We start from the raw sequence: 22,277 nt of genomic DNA on the forward strand, positions 1-22,277 counted from the left end.
GACGGCATCTCTCCAGGCTTTACTCAACGTCGTCGTACGCCGCTACGGTGAGCGGCGCGTCGGCGGCGAGGGAGTCCAGTCCGAGCCGGGAGCGGGCGGCGAGCAGCCACTCGTACGCGCCGCGCTCGTCGTAGGCGGATTCGACCAGGTCCTCGGCGAGGCGGGCGAGTGGGGCCGCCGTGGCGTCGATCGCGCGAAGCTCGCGGAGTACGAAATCGTCTTCGGCGTCGACCCGTTCGGCTCGGCGCAGCAGCGCGGACCAGAGGGCCTCGTCAGCTTCGGCGTCGGGAGGGGAGGCCGGGGAGACGTTCGCATCGTCGGCCAGAGGCCGGCCGTCGAGCCGGCGCAGGCACAACAAGCTGCCCAGCGTCTCGACCAGCTGCCACGGCGGGAAACGGTCCCGCAGCGCGATGATGCCGAAAAGGGCCAGCTCGGATCGGAGTTCTTGCGGGGCAGCGTTGCCAAGGCCGGAGGCGATTAGCCAGTCGGTCACCTGTGCGCCGTCGAACAGCGGCCGTCCCGAGTTCTCGGACATGGCGGCGGGGAAGTCCGGGTGGCGTCGGCGCCAGGTGGACACGACAGGGCGCTTCACCCGGGCGAACGTCGCGATGTCGGACATCGACACCAGGAGGGGCAGCGGCCCTGGGAAGCGGAGTACCGGGTCCGGCAGACCAGTGACCACGGTGCGCATCCCTCCCCCGCTCATCTATCGTCACATCAGCCGCTTCGGCCATCAGGCCGAGCCTTGTCTTGCGTAACGGCTCCGCTTGCAGTGGATTTTCGCCCGACGCCACAAGACGATACGCCGACCCCGGCTACGCGAGTGCACCTCCATTTGATAATGACGGTTATCAGACATGGATGCAGATTCACCCATCGGGCTGTCCCATCCGGCTGGGTGATTCACATCCGAAGTGCCTCTGCCTCCCGAGAGATGCGCCAGAATGACGGATCAGTTTCCCGACTGAACAGCACTGAGGGGGTGGCAGCGGGAAATGGTCGAGCACAGCCGCGGACTGTCTTGCCGCAAAGGGCTCACTGCGCAGCGCACCCACCGGCCAGCGGCGTTCAGCTGCTCTCGGTCCGATGGTTGAGCGCATGGTTGCTGTCGGTGGGAAGAGGCAAACATCGGAGCTCGTGGACGGACCGGGCTGGAGCCGCCCCGGACTGGACGTCGCCGCGGGCCGTTATCCGCTCTCGGTGGAGCGGCATGTGGGGCGCATGGTCGATCACCTGGTGCCAGGGGTGACCACGTTGACTCCGCATGCGCGTTACTACGCTCTGCACGGGCTGGTCGCAGCGCAAGCCGATGCGGAAGACCTGACGGTCCCAGCCGCCCAGACTCTTCTGCGCCGCGCGGAAGTGGCGTTAGCCGCCGTGTCGTTCGCGCATCATCCGCAGGCTCTGGAGTGGCTGCCGCGTGCTCATGGGGTCGATGCCCTGGCCCGGCGGCTGCACGCCGGCACGGTCGCCATGTTCGAGGCTGAGGTCCCGGGCAAGGACGGGTATGTGGGCAACTCGTGGGGGTTCTGGGCGCCGTACGCCGGATCCGAGGTCGCGCTCGGCATCCTCGGTGCGGGCCCCATGCCGGTTCCCGGACCGCGGTTGGAGACCACGGCACTACGAGCTGGGCTGGGTGGGCTGCTCGAACTGGCCGCCGAGGACTCGCTGAACGTGGATGATCTCGTCTCTTTCGGGGACCGGCTGTGCGTGTGCGTGGGCGGTGAGCATCCTGACGGGGCGTGGCTGGCGAACCTCATGTGCGAGCCCAGTGCACCGGCCGAAGCAGGCTCCCGCTCGGCAACGCGACGACAGACGATTCAGCTTCTGGCTCGTGTGGTCGCCACACATCCCGTCCGATATTTCACCCGCGACATCGGCCATGTGCTCGCTTTCGGCGACTTCCTGACCACCGATCCCGTGACCAGCGGCATCGACGCGGCCGGCGCCTGGCGCGGAGTGGTGCTACGCAACTACTCCGTCGGAGCCTGGCGCCGCCTGTGGTCCTGGCTCGTGGAACAGGTCGACGGACTGCTACCGATCGAGGAAGTGGCGGACCGCTTCGCCGCAGAGCTTCCCGACATGACGGTGGACGCGTTCCTGTCCTCTCTTCCCGCGACGCAGAGCACGACCGGAGCGCCGTTGCCCGCCGAGCACGACCTGAGGTGGGCGGGTGATTCCTTGCCCCTTTCCGAACTGCGAGTGCTCGCCGCCGGTGCCCGTCGGGTGGACGAACTTACCGATCGGGTCCGGGACGCGTTTCTAGGCCAGCGCGGTGTCGAGCTCGGCCCGGAATGGGTCCAGCGGCGGCTTGACGAGGCGCGGCCCATGAAACTGCGCGATGTCGCCCGCCGACTCACCTACGACCTGGTGGCGCGGTCGCAGCGGATCGCGCTGGCCAAGGCCCGCCGACGTGCTGACGGCACACTGTGGTTACCGACCCGGCTGCACGAGCGGGGCGGGCTGCTGTACCGGACAAGCCAGGAGGGGCGCGGTGACGTCGGGCTACGGCTGGACCAGCTCGGGACCGTCCTGGCCACCTGCGGCGTACTGCACTACGACGACCAGCACTGGTCGGTGACCAGTAGCGGGAGGGCTCTCGTTGACTGAGACCGCACCGGCACCGGTCGTGGTGGAGCCACCAACCGCGTTCGCCTCTCCGTTGACCCTCATCCTCGACGAGGAACGCACGGGCGGACGGAACCTGGAAGAAGCACTCTTCCTCAGCTTCACCGCCGATCTCGGCTTCTTCGAGGAGGTCGCCCTCGGCGTCACCCAGGCCACCGGCGCACGCGTCACGGTGGCGGGAGACGTCTCCATGGCCCGGAACGATCCCCGCTCCGTCCGGCGGGCCGGCCGGAGCTACCTCGCCGGTCTGGCATACGCCCACGGTGCCGCGTTCCATCCCAAGCTGATCGTCCTCGCCGGACCGGAACACGCCATCATCGCCCTCGGCTCCGGCAACACCACGCTGGCCGGCTGGCAGGCCAACGCCGAACTGTGGACGGTTCTGCGGGTGGACGGTGAGCAGAGTCCCACCGCGACCCCGGAGATGTCGGCCTGGCTGCGTGACCTCCCGGAAAAGGTGAGATTCTCCGCCGGCGTGCCACAGGCGCTGCACCGGGTCGCAGCGCTGCTGGACCGACTCCACCGCGACAGGACACCCACAGCGCCGCAGGTCCGCGTCGTCAGCAGTCTGCGTTCGCCGATCATCGATCAGCTGCCGCAGGGACCCGTCGATGAACTGGCCGTGTTCGCGCCCTTCTACGACCGACGCTCGATGGCACTGCGGCGGCTGCTCGAACGTTTCCGTCCGAGTCGGTTCACCCTCGCCTACCAGCCCGGGCTCAGCGATCTCGACGGTCCGTCGGTCGCCGCCCTGGTGAAGGAGTACGACGGACGCGTCATCAGCGACAACGGCCAGCGGTACCGCCACGGGAAACTCGTCGAGTGGGTCTCCGCAGGGCAGCGTTGGGCCCTGACCGGCAGCCCGAACCTCTCCGCGGCGGCCCTGCTGCTTTCCCAGGGCGATGGCGGCAACTGCGAACTCGGCGTCATCACCCCCATCACCGCCACCCTCCTTCCGGACGGCACCGACGAGCCCGCCGCCCGGCTGCACACGGCCCCGCCTCTTCCCCGCCCTATCGCTGGCAGTGGGCCGCTGCTGCTTGGTGCTCTACGCGTATCGGACGGCCTGGAGATCAGCATGGCCCGGCCTCTCCCCGACAGCGCTCACCTGGAGTTGTCTCAGGCGGCAGCACCACCGGAGTCATGGGAGCGCGTCGCCGAAATCCCGCCCGAACAAGCCACGCTGACGGTGACGGCTCCGGCTGATGCGGGCAGCCGTGTGCGCCTGGTCGTAGTCGACAGCGACGGCGTACCGAGCTTCGGCAACATCGTGTTCGTCGTCGACCCTGACCGCGCCCTGCGCCGAATGACCCCGACCCAGTCCCAGGCCCCCACGACACGGCCACCCGACCTGTTCACGGATCCCCGGCTCGCCGAACGATTCCTGGGCGACCTGGAGACCCTTCGTACGGGACTGCCCCCCACCCCAGCGGGCGTATCCGCGAGCAGCAGCACCGGCGGTGCCGCCGCGACGGCCCCGCTGGACGGCGACGAGGACGGCTGGGAGCGCTATCTGGACGAATGCGCCGGACGCGTCGGACACCCGCTCACGCGCTTCGCGCTGGGGCTCGCCCTGCCCACCGACATCAGCACGCCCTTTCAGGACCTGCTGCCCGTCTCCTGGGACGAGCGGTTCACCGACGACACCGAAGCCGCCCTCGACGATGACGACACCGAGACCATGGCGGCAGAGCACGATCCCGAGGCAGCCGATGCCGAAGCGAGCAGCACCGCCACCCTGCCCGACCTCCGGCAGGCCGACCAGGAAGTCCGCCGTAGATACCGGCGCTGGGTGGAGCGCCTCGTCGCCCTCGCTCCCCACCTGGGCCCTCCCGAGCGCATGCTCGTCGTCCGGCTGACCCTGTGGACCGTCGCGGCCGGCGCCTGGTCTCCAGCACAAACCGACTGGCTGCCGCTGCTTTCCCAAGCCGTCCGCGCACTGAACCGAAACGATCTCCCCGAGCGGATCGAGCCCCAGGTCGGCAGCCTCGCCGCAGTCGCCCTCGCCGTGCTCCGAAGCCATGCCCCGCGCTACGAGATCACCCCTGAGACACTCGCCTTCAACGAAGCCTCCCAGGCAGTCGGCCACCTGCTTCCCGCAGTGGACTCCGCGTACATCGCGGAATACACGGCGCTGCTCGACACAGCCTTCGGCCCGGCCGTCGACCAAGCCGCCGTGCTCGATGTCGCGTCGGACGTCGTCCAGGACGATCCCCTCGCTGACGCCGTATGGTCCCTCACCGAGAAGGGGCGCGACGTACACCGCCACGGACGACTCCTGCTCCATGTCACCGGCCGCTTCAGCAACCCCGCGCTGGTGGCACTCGAAGCAGTCGGCTCCGCCGAGGATGCGCCCCTGGTCGGGGCCTGGGCCGACTCGGGCTCGGAGTCCGGCGGGGGAGGTTGGGCGCTGGTTGTCTGGCGTCGACCCGACCTCATCGTGGTCGATGCTCGCCGGCCGATTCCCCTCTGGCGGCATTACCGGCTCACCGGACTTGTAGGCCCCCGAGCTCTCGCCGCACAGCGCAGCTTCGAATCCGCTGCCTCCGTACCCCACGGCCCCCGGAACCAGCCATTCGAACTGGCTCACCAAGTCCTGTCGGATTTCGGCCTGGTCGGACCCCAACCACCGCAATGTGAGCCATAGCCTGGGGAGTTTCTACATGTCCATCGCGGAAGATCCGCGTCACGGACACTCAATCACCGCGCACTCACGGTCAGTCGAGACCAAGGTGCAAGCGGCATCGACAACAGTATGTATGTCGATGCTGCGTCTCAGCAGCGACACCGCCCGCGTTCAGATCCCGGCGTGCAAGTGGGCCGCCCAGAGGTAGGGGGACTTGGGATAGCGATCACGGACCTTGCACACAGTGTGGTGCAGAGCAAGGGCCGCTGCATCCGTGTCGAGGCCACCATGCTGGTCGGTGACTCCGCCGAGCTCAGCATAGAAGTCAGCTGCCATATGCGAGGCCACCTCGTCGTTTATCTCCCAGAGGGTGCCGATGACGTGGGGAAAACCCGCGAGCTGAAAGGCCGATGTGAGATGGATGGCCTCGTCGATCAGCTCCACAGATTCCATGAACGCTGTTCGGCACGCTGACAGGTACGCCAGTTGGGCCGAGTCCATCTTCATTCTTGCAAGGCTCGCCACCGTGAGCGGATCACGTTCGTGGTCGTGCAGAAGCAACAGGCTCTGGGACGGGTCGTCGGGGTCGTGGGCACCGTGGCACGCGAAATGAACGATCCCGCAATCGAAGAGGATCTTCAGGACCTGGGCCTTGGTCGGCCCGGTCTCCGGCCCGGGGACTGTCATGCCGTCAGCTTCTGCACCCGGCGCCATGAGGAGCGTCGGCTCGGGCAGCAGGCCGCACAACAGTGCGGCTTCTTCCGAGACGTGGTCCAGGCGACCTGGAACGCCCGGAGTTGTGGGCATGGCCACGATCAGTGACCGGCTCACGGACGGCGCGGAGGTGTGACGACGGCGCGCGTGGTGCAGTGCGCGGATCGTGGTGGTGTACGAGGAGACGACACGGTCCATGACTGTCGGCGGTTCCCCGTCTCTCAAGTCCGCCCGGAGCGACTCGGAGTGATGGCCGGCAGCGTGCAGAGGTAGCAGCGAGAGGAGCCCGCCAGGCGCCCACCAGACGCGGGGCCACGACTGTCCGGGAGAGGGCTCACCAGTGAAACCAAGGCTGCGCAAGACCGGTTCGGCCGCCGCGTCCCACAGCCACTCCAAGACAGCGTGAAGCGTCGCTTGCGCCTCCTTTCGCGTGAGAGGCGACATGCGCGGATCCGCAACGGTTTCCAGTGCCCTATGGAAAGTCTGTATCTGGTCGATGACGAGGTCGTACGTAAGGTCGGGCAGGTTCAGGGACTCGATTCCATCGGACGTCAACAGCAGTGCGTCGCTGCGGTAGCGGCTGACGTTGAAGCTCACCACCGGGCCGGAGGTGGCTTGTGCCAGGAGCTCACTGACGGCGGGGGGACGAGCGAAGCTGGCGAATCCGTCCTGCGCTCGGATATTGCCCAGCGTGGCCTGAAGTTGGTCGGCGCGGCCGCGTCGTTGCTCCTCGGCATCGACCGCACGTACCGCGGCGCTGACTTGTCCGTCGGGCTCCGTGAGGGAAGCCAATTCCATCGGCCGGTCCAGCTCGTCCCGAAGTACCTCGAAGCGATGGGCCAGGTCTGGATGGCGCTCGCGAAGCTCTGCGAGATCGCTCCGCAAGTCCAACGCCTGGCTGTGGAGGACACCGCGACCCACCTCGATCAACTGCAGTGCTCGCGCTGCCCGTTCAGCGGGTGTGCCTTCGCGAGAAGCAAGAGCTAGTGCCGCCGCATCTCCGGCCAGCCCGGACCACTTGCCCATGGCGTGCTGCTGGTCACCACGGCTCAGTCGGCGGTCTGCCACTTCGGGCAGCAGGTGTACGGCACCGGCCAAGAGATCGGCTGCGAGATCAGGATCCAGCCGTCCGGTCATTGAGGCCGCTGCCTGAGCGGCCCGAATCCGAATCGAGGGCCTGGCACCGTCGGCTCGCGCGCCTTCCGTGTGGGCGGCCAGTGCTCGGTCAAAGTCGCGTCGCGAGTGAGTCTGCTGATACCGACGATGCAGCGCCGCCCCAAGCTGGAACAGGTAGTCAGCCCGCTCCGGATGTTCCGCGGACGAGATGTCGAGCGCGGCCTGGCACGCAACCACCGCGTCATCCAGATCCGCTATGGACCTGGTCCTCGCGAACCTGACGGTCAGCACACCCCCCAGCAAGGACAAGTACCTGGGGCGCTCAGGGTGGTGGGACGGAACGGTGGCGGTCGCGTCATGTCCCGCTGCGACCGCGCCGTCCAGGTCCTCAAAGCCTCCAGTGCGCTGGAAACGGGTGTGCAGGGCGGTGCACAGATTCGCGAGAAAGCGAGGGCGGTCAGGACTACTTGCATCCGTAATGCCGAGGACCTCGCGGTTTCTTCGGACTACCTCGTCGAGGTCTTGAGGGTCCCCGTTCCGCTCGTAACGTTGCAACAACACTGTGCCGAGATTGGACAGCATCGCCGCCAAGGCGGAGTGTTCACGGGGTGCCGATTTCACGGCTCCGTGCGCGAACTCGATCGCGGCGTTCAGGTCCGACAACGCCCCGGTGTGCTTGAACCGAGTCCACAGCATCAGACCGACGTTGGACAGACGGGTCGGCCGGTCGACGTGACCGTCTGCGGTGGCCCGAGCGGAAGCACGACTGGCGCTGATCGCCTCGTCCAGGTCGTCCATGGCACCAGTGCATTCGAAACGCTGCCCGAGGGAGATGGCCAGGTTGTTGAGAACTGCGTTGAACTCGGTCTGATGCGGGGTAATTTCCCGGGAAGCAGCGCGGTTCATCTCGATCGCCGTATCGAGGTCGGATCTGTCGCCGCCGATGCGGTATCGCACCAGGAGAGCTTGACCCAGGCCAGAGAGACGAAGACCACGAGCCCGGTGCCCCGGCGGGAGCATCTCCAGAGCTTCCCGGAACGCAATAACAGATCGGCCCAAATACGCTGTTTCACCAGTGCGCTGGAATCGAGTCAGCGTGACGGTGCCGAGCCCAGACAGGAACATGGAGCGCGCAGGATGTTCCTCGGGAGCCGCCTCGACTGCGGCCTGGCAGCACTCGATCGCGTTGTCGAGATCCGCCAGCGCGCCGGTGCTTTCATATCGGCCGTGCCAGGCGGTCCCCAGATTGTGAAGAACTCCCGCCTTCTCGTGGTCCTCGGTACAGAGGGCTGAGGCTTCCTGGAAGGCTTCGATCGCCGCGTCCACGTCCGACAGGATGCCGCTCTCGGTGAACCTGGTCTTCAGCGCGGTACCCAGGTTGTTGAGCCCGCCAGCTTTGCCGACAGCGGAGCCCACAGAAGCTTGGACTGCTAATCGGCCGGTCTCGATCGCACCGTCCAGGTCCGCCGCGGCACCTGTAAGAGTGAAGCGCGACATCAGCACACCTGACAAGTTGGACAGCATGCCCGGCTTTTTCGGATGCCCTGTTGCCGTGCTTTCCACTGCGCCCAGGGCCGCGTCGATCGCCGCGTCCAGATCCGCCAGTTCGCCACCCGCGTCGAAGTGGGAACTCAGGATGACGGAAAGATTGGACAGCGTTTCCGCGTACTCGCTTTTCCCACGGGGGATAGCGGCCGCGATACGGCGCAGGAGATCGGTCACTCTTGCGCGCAAAGCCGGGCTCGGCGAAGCACTCATCCCTTGCTGGATCCTCCAGACGAAGCCGAGCGCGCGCTGGGCCACATCTGGAAGGAGTTCGTCCGGCAGATCCTCCTCATCTGCGCCGAACACGAAGCAAGGCGTGAACTTCGCGACGGCTTCCTCTCTGTCCCGATGCCCAGCCCCTTCGGGAAGTGCCTTGTACCTGGAGACATGCAACCAACCGAGGAGGTAGTAACCTTCCAGGTCGGACTCGTCATCGTGGAGTATCGAGGCAAGCTGACGGGCTTCGACCAGTGCTTCCGGCTCCAGCACCACCCGAGGATCTTGTTCGCGGGCGAGCCGGTCCAGCCGTAACTCCACTACGGTAATGCGCTTCTCCACTTCGCTTTTCCTTGCGAAATCCTGCTCACGCCCCTGCATAAACCGTCCTGTCACTTCCCGATCTCCGTCTCCGGTAGATCTGATTGCCGCACCGCCCAGGAATGCCGAGGCGAGCCTCTGAATTCGACGGAGCTCACGAAGCCGGTTCCGCCGCAGGCGCCGGGCTGCTCAGCCGTCGCATGACCGCGCCACCGAGCAGAGGACCCATCGGCTGTTCCTCGATGCGCAGCTTGTCGGCCAGGTCCGCCAGGTGAAGGCGCACAGATGCCTCCAGCAACGTGCCGTAGGTGTCCGACGCAGCACGGAGGCGACGTGCCGAGACGACCACCATCGTGGCGGCCAGCGGCGCTGCAGGCCACCACCACCAGGCCAGAGGCAGATAGAGCAGGGCCCATCCACCGAGGACGGCAGTTCGCGCCAACGCGGCGCGGGACCTGCTGATCTCGCCACGTATCTCTTCCGGCAGCACTAGCCAAAGGTGTGGCCAGAGGATGAGGAGATTGATATGTGCATCTCGGTCCAGCCGAACCGCCGTGGCGTGGATCCGGTCACCACTCCAAGTCGGCCGTTCAGGCCGCTCCACGGAGATACGTTCATACCTGTGGGCAGCGCGGTGACGCTCCCGGGGCCTGGGACGGTCAGCCGGTCGCGGAGCGCGTTCCAGAAGCCGTAGAGCTTCGTACTCCGCCCGTGCCGCGTCCCAGCGACGCTGCCGGCGTGCCACGTACCGCTCAGCCAACTCACCGAACAACCACGGCCATGCACCCCAGCCGGCAGCCAGGGTCACACGCTCGACAACGGAGCCGAGGGACTGGGCAGCAAGACCAGCGGCGGCCGCACCGGCCAAGATGGCAGCAAGCAGCACGACCTGGCCGCCTACCGCAGTCGCCACGGGAGCCCGGGCAGCGTCCGAGATCGCGTGAGTAAGCCGCCCCACGTCCAGCGCAGCGCTCTGCCCGAGAGTGTGTCCGGCTGCGGCGACCGCCAAATAGAGCGCGCCTGGGAGTACGAGGAGAGTCAGCCACCGCTCGGCGAGCTTCTTGCTGAGTTCACCGAGCAGCCCTCCCACTACGGGAGCCTCTCCCGGATCAGCGCCGTCGCGCCGGGGGCGAACTGGCAGCGTGGCACGTCGCCGTCCACTTCCTGACCGGATCGACCGATACACAGCTGCAAGGGACACCGGTACACGACGTCCAAACCAGCAACACCGGCCGACATCACGCTGCGGCCCATTCCCCCATACACCCCCGATGGATCGCCTGCGCATCGAACTGCTGCGTGCAAGGCGTCCAGAAGGGTAGTGAGCGAGACGTCTGCGGGCGGCCTGCCGACTGCTGCTTCGACAGCACGCAAGGCGGCGTCGTCCTCATCAAGCAGCGCGGCGAGTTCGTCCCGATGCCCACACACGTACGACAGCGCCTTGGCGATCCTCAGGCCGCCTACTTCCACCTGGCTCGTCATACAGAACTTCGCCCCCTGCGCCTTGTTGATCTACCAGGCCGCCATTCTTGCTCCAAACGTGCAGATACACCCGCGGGTTCGGCCAACTCCCTCAGCCAGAGCAGAGAGACGTCGAGGTACTTGAAAGGACGGTTCCAACCGATCCTCTGCGCAAGCAATGCATAGACGGTGGTACGCCATGCGCCGTGCTGCCGCTGACGGCGTACCGCAGCATGCAAATTCGCCTTCGTAACGCGACATCCTGAAGCAACTGTCACGCTGTCACCCCACCGCTTGGGAGAAATCTGGGAGAAGATCTTCTCCCAGAGCCCTCGCGGCACCACCCGAGACCAACGGCCACCAACAGCCTGACCTGGGCATACATCCTTCGCAGCTGGTGGGCAACATGATCGGACCTAATTCGGGACGAAGAGGTCGTGGGTTCAAATCCCGCCACCCCGACAGCCAGATAGCAGTTCAGTGGGCCGGTACTCATCCCAGTACCGGCCCTCCGGCGTTCTCGGCGCCCCCGTCCCCGGTACTCAGTCCGTCAGTAAGTCAGCGCGTCCTGCGCATCCGACACCCAGTAAGTCACCTTCAGCGAGTCGTCCACGTACACGCCCTTCGCCGGGAGGGCCGGGGTCGCCGCCGGGCTGATGCTGTTGTTGTCGCGGTCGAAGAAGTAGACGGAGAGGGACTTGGCGGTGCGGCCGTTGGTGCCCGTGCCGTTGTCTCCGCCGGCGAGGGCTATGCCGGCGTAGCCCGACTGGCCCGGGGACAACGTGGTCACCGCCTGGGGCTGGGAGTCCTTCATGCCCGGCGGTACGGACTGGGCGTCGTCGAAGTTGACGGCCGGGTAGTAGTAGAGGTCGCAGGTCTTGGAACCCGTGTTGGTGACGGTGAGCAGCATGTGGTTGATGGGGCGCGAGACCGTCTGGGCCGTCACCTTGGTGTTGGCGCCGTTGCACGGGACGCTGCTGCTCGCCGAGGTGCCCGAGCCGGAGCCCGATCCCGCAGGAGAACCCGAGGCGGAACCCGAGGCGGAACCTGAGCCGGAGCCCGTACCCGATCCCGAGCCCCCGCTCGTCCTGCCGCCGCCCGAACCCGTGTTGCCGCCCGAACCCGTGTTGCCGCCCGTCGAGGAGTTGCCCGACGACGAACCGCCCGACGTCGAGCCCGTGGAACCTCCCGGCTTCGTCCCGGACGGTGCCGGCGTCCCCACCGTGGAGGAGGTCGGGTCGGCCGCGCCCTCGTCCTGTACTCCCAGCTTGTCGTTGCACGCCGTGAGGGAGAGCGCGGCGAGGGCGACGGTGGCGGCGGCGAGGAGGCGGGTGCGGGGACGGGCGGTGAACGCGGACATGGCTGTTGTGCCTTTCGGGAGGAGGGATCAGGTGCCGCCCAACCTGTCGGCGGGCTGCGTGCTTTGATGACCGCAGCTTGTGCCGCCTTCCGTCCCAGGCGCCACGACGGCCAGGATGTACGGGAACCTGGAACGTTCGCACCGGCTCTTACCTGGGGGAACATCGACTCCCTGGAACGCTCGACCGGAATGGGGGCAGGGTGGCAGGGCCTGAGGAGACCGCTGATTTCGCGGCGCTGATACGGGAGTTCAAGGACCGGTCGGGGCTGAGTTACGGCGTGCTCGCGAAGCGGCTGCACATGAGTACGTCGACGTTGCACCGGTACTGCAACGGCGATGCCGTGCCCACCGAGTACGCCCCCGTCGAGCGGTTCGCCCGGCTCTGCAAGGCCACCCCGGACGAGCTCGTCGAGGCCCACCGCCGGTGGATCCTGGCCGACGGTGCACGCCAGCGGGAACGGAAGGCTGCCGCCGGTACAGCGGCAAACACAGGGACAGAGACGGGGGCAGGGGCAGGGGCAGGGACACCGGCGGCTTCGGGGCCGAGCGCGACCCCCACCCCCACGCCCACCCCCGACGCACCCCACCCCGAGCCAGGCGAGCCCCCCAGCCGCACCCCCGAACCCAACGCCACCCCCGACCCAACCCCCCGCAACACCAATCGCCCCCGCCCCCGCACCACCCTCCTAGCCGCCACCGCCGTAGCCGTAGTCCTCGCCGCCACCGCCCTCGTCCCCCGTCTCGTCTCCGGCGGCGACGGAGGCAATGGAGGCAATGACCGCAAGCAGGACGCCGGAGCCGTGACCTCCACCGGACACGGTGCCTCCTCCCCCTCCGACCCGGCGAAGTCAAAGGCGAAGGCGACCTCCTCCCCCTCCACCTCGCCATCCGACAGCGCGGACCCCTCCAAGTCCGCCGCGGCGAGGACCGGCACGTCCGTCACCCCGGGCGACAAGGCCGGCGGCGGCGCGGCGACCGCGGCCGTTCCGCTCACGGTGACCTCGCGGCCGTACGCCTGGGAGAGTCCGTGCAGTCAGACCTATCTGGTCGACGAGGACGCGGCGAAGGTGCCGCCGCCGCCCACCGAGCAGGACGCCCCGAGCTGGGTGAGTGCGCTGGGGGCCGTGTCCGCGGACAGTCAGTATCTTGAGCTGACGGTTCAGGGCACCGGGCAGGAGACCGTCGTACTCCAGTCGCTGAATGTGCGGGTGGTGCAGAGCGGGGCGCCGCTGGCCTGGAGCGCGTACACCATGGGGTATGTCGGGGTCGGCTGCGGTGGTGGGGTGCCCACGCACTCCTTCGACGTCGGGCTGGACGCGACGCGGCCGGTGGCGACGGCGAAGGCGGGGCAGACGGGGCTGCCGTACAAGGTGAGTGAGAGTGATCCCGAGGTCCTGTACGTCACCGCCGCCGCGGCCTCTCACGACGTGCGCTGGTATCTGGAGCTGAACTGGACCAGCGGGACCCGCCACGGGGTACTGCGCATCGACGACCAGGGGAAACCGTTCCACACCAGCGGGATGAACGGGCGTCCGCGCTACGGGTATTCGCTGGACGACAGCGAGTGGGTACCGCATCAGGGCGACTGAGGCAGGCAGAAGGCCGAAATCGGTATCCATTAGCTGGAAACGGCTCCCGGCACATGCCTTTCCGGCAGTAGGGTCGTCGTACGGCAGCCCCGGACCCCGGCCCTCTCCGTGCAGTCTCGTTCCGCGCAACAGAGGCCCTGCGCAAGAAGGCGAAAGCCACTCTCTTACAGGGGAGATGGGGCACATGGGCCCGCATCCTGATCTGTTCGACGGACCAGGCGGACGACCCGACGGACGACCCGACGGACTACGCGTGGTGCGGGCGAGAGGTGAGCTCGATCTGACGACCGTTCCGGCCTTCGCGCGGGAGCTCAAGGAGGCCCTGCAGGGGACGGGGCGGCTCTTCGTCGTCGTCGATCTGCTAGACGTGACCTTCATGGACGGCAGCGTTCTGGACCCGTTGGGCGCGGCCTGGAAGGAGTGTCGTGGGCGGCTCGGGTGGCTGCGCGTCGTGCACTCCCGGCCGGGGCCGTTGCTGGTGTTCCGGGCCGCCGGTCTGGTCGAGCGGTTCCCCCGGTATGCGAGCGTGCGGGACGCCTGGAAGGGCGTGCTCGCCGATCGCGCGTTGGAACGCCGGGCCACGTAGGGTACGGCAGACGTCGGTCGCCGCATCGACTCGAAGCGCCCCGGCGGTCGCGGAACGGAGCTCGGTGATCAGCGACGGCATGGCCGAAGTCCTGCGGTCGCTGCGCCTCGGTGAGGGCGGCGATCCCGCGCAGGCCTGCGCCCGGGCGCTGGGTGCCGAGGGCGTCGCCCTGTCGCTGCTGGTCGGCGCCGCCCGCACGGCCGAGCCGCTGTGGTGCCATCCCGGGCTGAGCGCCCGTTTCGAGGAGCTCCAGTTCACGCTGGGCGAGGGCCCCGGCCCGGAGGCCGTCCGCACCGGCACGCCCGTGCTGGAGCCGGACCTGGACCGGGTCCGCCCCGAGCGGTGGCCGGTGCTGCTGCCGGCCGCGCGCGACATGGGCGTCCAGGGCGTGTGCGGGTTCCCGCTGGGCATCGGCGCCATCCGGGTCGGTGTGCTGACCGTGCTGTGCGCCGGGGACAGACGGATGAGCGAGCGGCAGTACGCCGACGCCACCGCCCTGACGGCCGCCCTGACCGGCGCGTTCCTGAACGGCAACGGACACGCGAACGGCACCGCACCCGGACCGGACGCGATGCCGGACTGGCCGACCGGGCTGAACCGCCCCGTCGTGCACCAGGCGACCGGCATGATCAGTGTCCAGCTGGGCGTGCCCATACAGGAGGCCCTCTTGCGGCTGCGGGCCCACGCCTACGGCAGTGAACGCCCCCTCGGAGAGGTCGCGGCGGACGTGGTCGCCCGCCGACTGCGCTTCGGCGACGAATTGGACGACGATATGAGCGGGCCGTATTCGCCCGACAGTGGAAAGGGATGATCGCCATGGCCCGCGAACAACGTCTGGCCGAGATCTTCGTGGAGGTCGCGGACTCCCTGGTCGAGGACTTCGACGTCATCGACCTGCTGCACCGGCTGTCCGCGCGCTGCGTCGAGCTGCTCGACGTGTCGGCGGCCGGCATCCTGCTCGTCGACGCGCACGGCGAACTGCAGATCATCGCCGCCTCGGACGAGCACACCCGCCTGCTGGAACTCCTCGCGCTCCAGCACGACCAGGGCCCCTGCGTCGAGTGCTACCGCACCGGCGCCGCCCGCACCAACATCGACCTGACGCGGGCCGAGGTGACCGCGGCCTGGCCGCGCTTCGCGACACAGGCCCGCGAGACCGGGTACGTGACCACGCACGCCATTCCGCTCCGGCTGCGCAACCGGGTCGTCGGCGCGCTCAACCTCTTCCAGACCACCCCGCACCACCTCGGCGACGACGACATCGCCCTCGCCCGGGCCCTCGCCGACGTGGCCACCATCGCGGTGCTCCAGCAGCGCACGCTGGAGCAGTCGCACGTCGAGAACAGCCAGCTGCAGAACGCGCTCACCAGCCGCATCCTCATCGAGCAGGTCAAGGGTGTGCTGGCGGAGCGCTGGAACACGTCCGTGGACGACGCCTTCACCGCCTTCCGCTCCTACGCCCGCGCCCGCCATCTGCGCCTGTCGGATCTCGCGGCGCAGATCATCGGCGGCGACTTCGACACCAGGACCATCCCGGCACCACCGCGCGCGTCGTAGCCGAGGCCGGGTCAGGCGCGGCGGGCGGCGACCCGGTCCGCGGACGGCCAGTGCACGTCGTAGGCCCAACCGGCGCGCTCCATCAGGCGGATGACGGCGGCGGACGGGTCGATCTGGCCGCGGTCGACGCCGTGCCGGGCGCTGGTGGGGTCGGCGTGGTGGAGGTTGTGCCAGCTCTCGCCGAAGGAGAGCAGGGCCAGCGGCCACAGGTTGGTGGCGCGGTCGTGGCGCCGGGTGCGGAAGGGGCGCTCACCGATCATGTGGCACAGCGAGTTGACACTCCAGGTGACGTGGTGGAGCAGCGCGATGCGCACAAGTCCCGCCCACAGCAGGCCTGTTACGCCGTACAGCCAGCTGCCGCCGATCGCCCAGCCGAGGCCGAACGGCAGCGCGAGCGTGACGAAGCACAGCAGCGGGAAGGCGCGGGAGACGGCCCGGATGTCGGGGTCGGCGACGAGGTCGGGGGCGTAACGCTCGGGCGGTGTCTGCTCGTTGCGGAACAGCCAGCCGACATGGGCGTCGAACAGTCCGTGCAACTGGCCGCGCAGATGGGTGCCGTAGCGGTACGGCGAGTGCGGGTCGCCGGGCCGGTCGGTGAAGGCGTGGTGGCGGCGGTGGGTGGCGACCCAGCCGATGACGTCGCCCTGGAAGCTCATCGACCCGGCCACCGCGAGCGCGATGCGCACGGGCCGGATCGCGCGGTACGAGCCGTGGGTGAGCCCGCGGTGGAAGCCGACCGTGACGCCGAGACCGCTGATCGTGTAGAGGACGGCCGCGAGCACGATGTCGACGGGGTGGATCAGCCGCCCCCACAGCAGCCAGCCGGCCAGGCCGAGCCCGACGAACGGCAGGACGACGATCGCCGCCGTGACGCCGACGTATATCCGGTCCCCGCTGTCCCGGACGGGCGCGGGGCCCTGGTCCGGCGGGAAGGGGGAGGTGCCGTCGTAGGGCGGGGGCGGCGGGCCGGTGCCCGCCGGGATTCCCGTCGTGGACGGGGTGGAGAGGGTGGACATGACGGACTCCTCGGCCTCGCTGCGGATGGCGCGGCCGGGGTCACGGGCTGCCCCTGTGAAGGGAAACGCGAGGACACGGCGCCGGAGCGGGACATCGGCACGCGAAGGCCTCGGTCCTTCCACGGTACTCCGGCACGCACCGGAACGCGGTGGCCGGGAGCGCGTGACCGCCGCGTTGACACGAACCGTCGCCGCACGTTGACTGGCAGCACGGCGCAGGGCAGTGGCCGGTGCACGGACGATCCCAATAACGCCTTCGGGCGGGACGGAAGCGACTCCCGATGATGTACGACCAGACACGCGCCCAACAACCCGCGGGCCAGAACCGCACCCCCTCCGAACGTCGCACCCCGGGCCCCGAGCCGCTGCTCCCGTCGAGCGAGCGGGACAAGGTCCTCCAGCGGCTGCGGCACGCCCTCAACACCTTCGCGGACACCCCGCGCGACGCCCTGGAAGAGGCGGAGAGCGCCTACGACGAGGCCACCGCCCAGCTCGTGACCGCGCTCGCCGCCCGCCGCGACCTCCTCCGCGCCGCCTGGGCGGACCAGGACCCCGAGTCCCCGTCCGAGGCCGAGTCCGAGGAGTTCCGCAACGCGCTGCGGCAGTACCGCGAGATCACCCAACGGCTGCTCCAGCTCTAGCAGTTGGGCGGGGATCGAGGATCGGTGGGCATCATCCCGGGCCGCTCGCCCGGGTGATCGCCGACTCCACCGCCCCGATGCGCTCGGCCAGCACCCCGAGGGCGGCCACCGCGCGGCGCAGCGGTTCGTCCTCCGCCGCACCCCGCTCCCGCACGTACGCCGCCTTCAACTCACTCCAGCGCACGGCCTGTTCACCGGTCAGCGTGCCGCGCAGCTCCCCCAGCTTCAGCAGGTTCGCCTCGGCGCCCGCCCCCAGGGTCTGCGCCTCGGCGGTGTAGTGGTCGTCCAACACCGCCGACAGCTCACGGGAGTTCATCACCGGCTCGACGCGCTGGGCGATGCGGTTCATGGTGCGGTACGACCCCTGCAGCCGGAACGGCGGTTCCGTGCGGGCCGTTTCCGTCGTCGCGGCCGACGCCATGTACGCGGAGTTGACCGCCAGGACGATGTTCCGGGCGGCGATGAGGTGCCTCAACACGCCTACGATCCGGGCGAGTTCGGCGGGGTCGCAGGCGTAGGACAGCCGGTCCGCGCGGGCCGTCGCGTCGCCCTCCGCCAGCCGGATCAGCAGGTCCAGGTCGGCGCGGTCGCGGCCGGCCAGCGGGGCGAGGACCGGGTTGGAGGTCAGCGCGTTCTCCAGGAAACTCAGCGCGAACACCGCCTCCTTGCCGGTCAGGACATCGCCGAGGTTCCAGACGTCGGCACGGTTGGCGAGCATGTCGGGGACCCGGAAACGCCCGCCCGACTCGGTGTAGGGGTTGCCGGTCATGCAGACGGCGAACCGTTTCCCCCGTAGGTCGTATGTACGCGGTACGCCCTCCCACACGCCCTCCACCCGCCGCGTCGCATCGCACAACGGAATGAATTTCTGCAGGAGTTCGGGCGAGGTGTGCTGGATGTCGTCGAGGTGGAGCAGCACGTTGTTGCCCGCCGCGAGCGCGAAGTCGATCTTCTCCACCTCCTGCCGGGCGGTCGCGTTCGGCGCCTCGGCCGGGTCGAGGGAGGTGACACCCTGCCCGAGGGCGGGCCCGCTGACCTTGACCAGCACCAGCCCGAGCCGGTCGGCGACGTACTCCATGAGGGTCGTCTTGCCGTACCCCGGCGGCGAGACGAGCAGCAGCAGGCCGCCCGTGTCGGTGCGCCGCCCCTCCCCCGTCGTACCGATCTGCCGGGCCAGGCTGTCGCCGACCAACGGGAGATACACCTCGTCGACCAGACGCCCCCGCACGAAGGACGACAGCACACGCGGCCGGTACTCGTCGAGGCGCAGCCGGGCCCGTTCCGCTGCCACGAGTGCCGTACGGCGGCGCTGGTACGCGCGATGGCCGGGGACGTCCGACGCCCTGAACTCCCCGGTCCGGGCGAGGAGTTCATCGACCCGAAGCGCCAACGACCCCGCCTCGACGCGCGGGTGCGTGCCCAGCAGTCCCCCGACCGTCTCCGTCAGCCGCGCGTCCGACTCGTAGCGCCGTGCATCCGGGCAGAGTTCGGCGGCCACCGCCTCCGCGAGGTCACCCGGATCGGCCTCGGTGCCGGACGCCGTCGTGTACGCCGTCAGCCACGCCTCCACCAGCTGGCGGCGGGCGGCCGGGTCGTCGACGGCGAGCACATCATCGTCGTAGGCAGAACTCCCCACCGTGCGGCGGAACTTGTCGAGGAGGGTGCGTGCGGCGGCGCTGATCACGAAGCCCTCGGGGCCGGTGGTCAGTTCGTCGAAGAGGTACGCGGCGGCGGGCTCACCCGTCCGTCCCGCGAGTTCCGTCAGGAAGTCGGCGACGGCCGGGGTCGGTCCGAAGGTGTCGCGGGCCCGCGCGAGCGAGCGCGCCCGGCGCGTCCAACTCGCGCGCTCCTCCGGGCTCGTGCCGTGCGTCCAGAACAGCAACGCCCCTGCCCGGGCCGCCGGTTCGTGCCGCAGCAGGCCCGCGCCCTCGTACCGGCGGAGCAGCGCGGCCAGGATCGCGGTCGCGTCGTGGTCGTGCACACCCCGTTCGTAGCCTTCGTCGTACGACTCCTGCGCGGCCCGGCGGACCAGGGTGGCGAGGTCGGGCTCCTGGGCGAGGGCCTGGGCGCCGTGTTCGTCGAGGAGGCGGGCGGCGAGGTGTTCGGCGCGGTAGACCCGCGGCGACTCGGAGGGCAGCGGGCGGTCCCAGAAGCGACGGGTTTCCGCGAACTCCGGGTCGGTGACGGGGGTTCGGTAGTCCGTGCCGGTGAGGGCGAAGGCGAGGCCGTCACCGGCGGGGACCAGGGTGAGGTCGAGGGGCTCGGTGTTCACGGCGAAACGGTGGCGCCCCAGGCGCAGGGTCCGGCCGCCGTCCGTGGAGAGGTCGGTGCGGTCGCGCAGGGAACGGACCGCTTCCTCGCGCGCCGCCGCGAGCCGTCCGGTCAGCTCCTCCGCCCGCATCCGGTCGCCCAGGTCCCGGAGTTGGCCGGCGGTGCGGCGGATCTTCGTCACCATCGGGTCGGAGGCGAAGTACGTACTGACCGCGTCGGCGTCGGCGAGCGTGGCCGCCCGGCGCGCCACCGTCTCCAGGACCCGGGTGGCCGAGACCGCCAGCTGCTCGGCCCTACGGGCACGTTCGTCGGCCAGCGTCTGCTTGCGGGCGGAGAAGGTCTCGTAGATCTCGGTGCGTCTGCCGGTCAGTTCGGCGAGGAAGTCGTCGAAGTCCGCGAAGCGCGCTTCCAGGTTCTCCAACTGGACCAGCAGGCGAGCGAGTTGATCGTCGCAGGCCTCCGGTGTCGCCGCGTCAGCGAGCGCGCCGGTCACCGCCTGGCCCAGCAGCGCGAACTCGGCCGCGAACTCCGCCCGGCCCTCCCGGTCCTGAAGCTCCCTGCGTCGGGCGTCCAGCGTGGCACGGGCCCGGTTGCCCCCGCCCAGCACCTCGGCGATCCGCTCCAGGATCGACGTGCGAACCATGGCGTCACCGATGTCCAGCCCGGCGATCACCTCGGTCACCGTCCGCAGCCCGTCGGTGAGTTCGTCGAGCCGGGCGGCCACCGGTGCCGACTCGGCGACCGTGGCCAGCTCCCTCGCCTCCGCGATCAGCTCGCCGATCAGCTCATGGTGTCCGGCGAACGCGCCCTCGCCCGCCAGGAACGCGACCGCCCGCTGTCCGAACGCCCGGAGCTCCGTCTCCGCCCCGGCCGCCGACTCGTCGATCCGCGCCGTGTCCGCGTACCGCATCTCCTTCAACGTCAACAAGTGCCCCTGCGCACGCCGGAGTTCGGTCAGTCCGGCGACCCACCCGGCCGCGTCCCGGGGCGCCTCGCCCCGCAACCTTCGTACGAGCCCGGTGAGCCGGCCGGTGGCATCGTCAAGGGCATCGGCCGCACGGGCGGTGAGCGTCCGGACGGTCTCGAACTCGGCCAGGACCTGTTCCGCCGTGACCCGGACGTCCGCCAACGGACCGCCCAGGTCACCGAGTTCGGGGTCCCCGAGCCAGTGGTACGAGTCCGCCGCCCGGACACAGGCACCGACCAGCGCCTCGTACACCTCCGCCGTGGGCTCCATCCCGGCCACCGCACCCGCGAGGGACAGACAGTCGGAGATGCCGCGCACGAGATCGGCGTTCCCGACACGGAACAGCGGCCCTGAGCCGACGAGTCGATCGGCGGCATACGTGTCCGAGACGTACGGAGTACGCCACACCCGCACCGGATGAACGCGCGCCGCCTCCCCCTCCCCGACCGCGCGCAGCACCGTCAACACACCGTCGTCGAAGAGCGCCCAGCCCTGACAGGACAGCGGGTTGGCGACCTCCTTGCGGATCATGTTGTACGGCAGCAGCAGGCTCCGCCCGGGCACCCGCGCCCGGTACGCGAACAGCACGTCCTCGCCGTTGGGCGAGCGCACCACGCGCTCCAACTCCAGCCCGCTGGTGTCCACTTCGAAGGTCTTCCACACCCCCGTGGCCAGGCAGTACCCGCCCGGGAACACGATCCCCCGCTCCTCGGGCAGCCGCTGACACGACAGCCCGATCCCGTCGAGCCGGACGACGGACTTCGTGAGCGTGTTGAAGACCAGGTAGCGGTGGGCCTCCTCCTTGTAGGGACACACACGCAGCAGCACCAGCGCACCCACCCGCGCATAGGCGATCTCCGCGTCGGCCGCCGACTGCAACGGCTCGTCCACCGGCTCGGAGTAGATCCCCTCCCCCGTCTCGGTGTTGTCCTCCACCTTGACGGTGAGCGTGCCGCCCACCGTGTCGACGTACAGCCCGTCCTGGATCCGGACGTGCGGATGCCGGCCGGGGACGAGGTCCTCGCGGGTCGTCGCCGTCCAGTCGACGTCGTACGGCGGCGGGAAGACGTGGTCGCGTTCGCCGTGCGCGTCCAGGAAGGTCGCCGAGCGGCCGTCGTCCGTGAGGGCCCAGCGCAGCACCCGGATGTCGTCGGCCTTCTCGCCGGTACGGAAGACGGCCAGCAACTTGCCGTCGAGGCAACGGAGTTGGAGCAGGCGGGCTTGGCGGTAGTACCGGTGCAGGGCCGTGAACTCCCGCATGAAATCCGGGTCGTCGAGGAGTCCGGGGACCGCGTTCTCGGGCAGTCGGCGCAGGTCGTGTCGGTCGTGCAGGGCGAGGACGTCGGCGACCGTCGTCTCCCGGGTGACTCCGAGGGAGACCTGGCGGCCGAAGAGGAGGGTGTCTCCTACGGCGACGAGGTCGCGCGGCGCCGCCGGGTGCTCGGTGTCGAGGCGTTCGGTGCCGGTGAGTTCGAGGCGGGTGGAGCCGAACTCCTCGGTGCGGCGGGTGTTGAGCTTCTCCGCGCGGCGGGCGAGTTCGGCGGCCTGTGCGGCGAGGCGGTCGCGCAGGACCTCGTAGGTGCCGGTGTCCAGGCCGGTGGTCATGGTCCCTCTCAGATTCTCAGGGGGGTGAGTCCGGAACTGCCGTCCCCTGTGCGGCAGT

14 protein-coding genes are annotated in these 22,277 nt (G+C 69.2%); 8 read left to right on the forward strand and 6 right to left on the reverse strand.

Features of this window, described 5'->3' with window-relative positions:
- Positions 1–19: 19 nt before the first annotated feature.
- Entirely contained in the window at positions 20–691 is a 672-nt protein-coding gene (locus OG226_RS23730) for a hypothetical protein (RefSeq protein ID WP_329349956.1), read from the reverse strand.
- A 446-nt stretch (positions 692–1,137) separates the two neighbouring features.
- Between OG226_RS23730 and OG226_RS23735 the strand changes: the two genes are divergently transcribed.
- Both OG226_RS23735 and OG226_RS23740 read left to right on the forward strand, forming a co-directional pair.
- Complete coding sequence (locus tag OG226_RS23735; RefSeq protein WP_329349957.1) at positions 1,138–2,610, forward strand: hypothetical protein; 1,473 nt, start codon at positions 1,138–1,140, stop codon at positions 2,608–2,610.
- On the forward strand, positions 2,603–5,275 hold the full coding sequence (locus OG226_RS23740) for a hypothetical protein (protein ID WP_329349958.1): 2,673 nt from the start codon (positions 2,603–2,605) through the stop codon (positions 5,273–5,275). Before OG226_RS23735 ends, OG226_RS23740 begins: the two co-directional genes overlap by 8 nt.
- 150 nt (positions 5,276–5,425) lie before the next feature.
- Here the strand turns inward: OG226_RS23740 and OG226_RS23745 are convergent, their stop codons facing one another.
- Together OG226_RS23745 and OG226_RS23750 are read right to left on the reverse strand one after the other, a co-directional pair.
- A complete protein-coding gene (locus OG226_RS23745; protein WP_329349959.1) occupies positions 5,426–9,187 on the reverse strand; it encodes a CHAT domain-containing protein in 3,762 nt (1,253 codons plus the stop codon).
- Positions 9,188–9,320: 133 nt separating this feature from the next.
- Complete coding sequence (locus OG226_RS23750; RefSeq protein WP_329349960.1) at positions 9,321–9,656, reverse strand: hypothetical protein; 336 nt, start codon at positions 9,654–9,656, stop codon at positions 9,321–9,323.
- 450 nt (positions 9,657–10,106) lie between these two features.
- On the opposite strand from OG226_RS23750, the gene OG226_RS23755 reads away from it, so the two are divergent.
- Positions 10,107–10,334, forward strand: coding sequence for a hypothetical protein (locus OG226_RS23755; protein ID WP_329349961.1), 228 nt, complete (start codon positions 10,107–10,109; stop codon positions 10,332–10,334).
- A gap of 843 nt (positions 10,335–11,177) precedes the next feature.
- Here the strand turns inward: OG226_RS23755 and OG226_RS23760 are convergent.
- Entirely contained in the window at positions 11,178–11,987 is an 810-nt protein-coding gene (locus tag OG226_RS23760) for a DUF4232 domain-containing protein (RefSeq protein ID WP_329349962.1), read from the reverse strand.
- 200 nt (positions 11,988–12,187) lie between these two features.
- Here OG226_RS23760 and OG226_RS23765 point away from each other — a divergent pair, with 200 nt between their 5' ends.
- The 4 genes from OG226_RS23765 (at position 12,188) to OG226_RS23780 (ending at position 15,719) form a co-directional block, all read left to right on the forward strand.
- Positions 12,188–13,576 carry a helix-turn-helix domain-containing protein gene (locus OG226_RS23765; RefSeq protein WP_328680776.1) on the forward strand — a complete coding sequence of 463 codons (1,389 nt, stop codon included), beginning with the start codon at positions 12,188–12,190 and terminating at the stop codon, positions 13,574–13,576.
- Positions 13,577–13,829: 253 nt separating this feature from the next.
- Positions 13,830–14,162, forward strand: a complete 333-nt coding sequence (locus tag OG226_RS23770; RefSeq protein ID WP_328680777.1) for an STAS domain-containing protein — start codon at positions 13,830–13,832, stop codon at positions 14,160–14,162.
- 64 nt (positions 14,163–14,226) lie between these two features.
- Positions 14,227–14,973, forward strand: coding sequence for an ANTAR domain-containing protein (locus tag OG226_RS23775; RefSeq protein WP_328680779.1), 747 nt, complete (start codon positions 14,227–14,229; stop codon positions 14,971–14,973).
- Positions 14,970–15,719, forward strand: a complete 750-nt coding sequence (locus OG226_RS23780) for a GAF and ANTAR domain-containing protein (protein ID WP_329349963.1) — start codon at positions 14,970–14,972, stop codon at positions 15,717–15,719. Before OG226_RS23775 ends, OG226_RS23780 begins: the two co-directional genes overlap by 4 nt.
- A gap of 11 nt (positions 15,720–15,730) precedes the next feature.
- On the opposite strand, the gene OG226_RS23785 is transcribed toward OG226_RS23780, so the two are convergent.
- Complete coding sequence (locus tag OG226_RS23785) at positions 15,731–16,735, reverse strand: acyl-CoA desaturase (RefSeq protein WP_328680783.1); 1,005 nt, start codon at positions 16,733–16,735, stop codon at positions 15,731–15,733.
- Positions 16,736–17,016: 281 nt separating this feature from the next.
- Here OG226_RS23785 and OG226_RS23790 point away from each other — a divergent pair, with 281 nt between their 5' ends.
- A complete protein-coding gene (locus OG226_RS23790; RefSeq protein ID WP_328680785.1) occupies positions 17,017–17,376 on the forward strand; it encodes a hypothetical protein in 360 nt (119 codons plus the stop codon).
- 31 nt (positions 17,377–17,407) lie between these two features.
- On the opposite strand, the gene OG226_RS23795 is transcribed toward OG226_RS23790, so the two are convergent.
- Complete coding sequence (locus tag OG226_RS23795; protein ID WP_329349964.1) at positions 17,408–22,219, reverse strand: DNA repair ATPase; 4,812 nt, start codon at positions 22,217–22,219, stop codon at positions 17,408–17,410.
- Positions 22,220–22,277: the final 58 nt, after the last annotated feature.

It is taken from the genome of Streptomyces sp. NBC_01261, from assembly GCF_036226385.1.
Taxonomy (GTDB): domain Bacteria; phylum Actinomycetota; class Actinomycetes; order Streptomycetales; family Streptomycetaceae; genus Streptomyces.

Bases quoted from the DNA above. Each gene is read 5' to 3' on its own strand.
- OG226_RS23730 (WP_329349956.1), bottom strand. From the start codon at position 691: ATGCGCACCGTGGTCACTGGTCTGCCGGACCCGGTACTCCGCTTCCCA.
- OG226_RS23760 (WP_329349962.1), bottom strand. From the start codon at position 11,987: ATGTCCGCGTTCACCGCCCGTCCCCGCACCCGCCTCCTCGCCGCCGCC.
- OG226_RS23780 (WP_329349963.1), top strand. From the start codon at position 14,970: ATGATCGCCATGGCCCGCGAACAACGTCTGGCCGAGATCTTCGTGGAG.
- OG226_RS23785 (WP_328680783.1), bottom strand. From the start codon at position 16,735: ATGTCCACCCTCTCCACCCCGTCCACGACGGGAATCCCGGCGGGCACC.
- OG226_RS23790 (WP_328680785.1), top strand. From the start codon at position 17,017: ATGATGTACGACCAGACACGCGCCCAACAACCCGCGGGCCAGAACCGC.
- OG226_RS23795 (WP_329349964.1), bottom strand. From the start codon at position 22,219: ATGACCACCGGCCTGGACACCGGCACCTACGAGGTCCTGCGCGACCGC.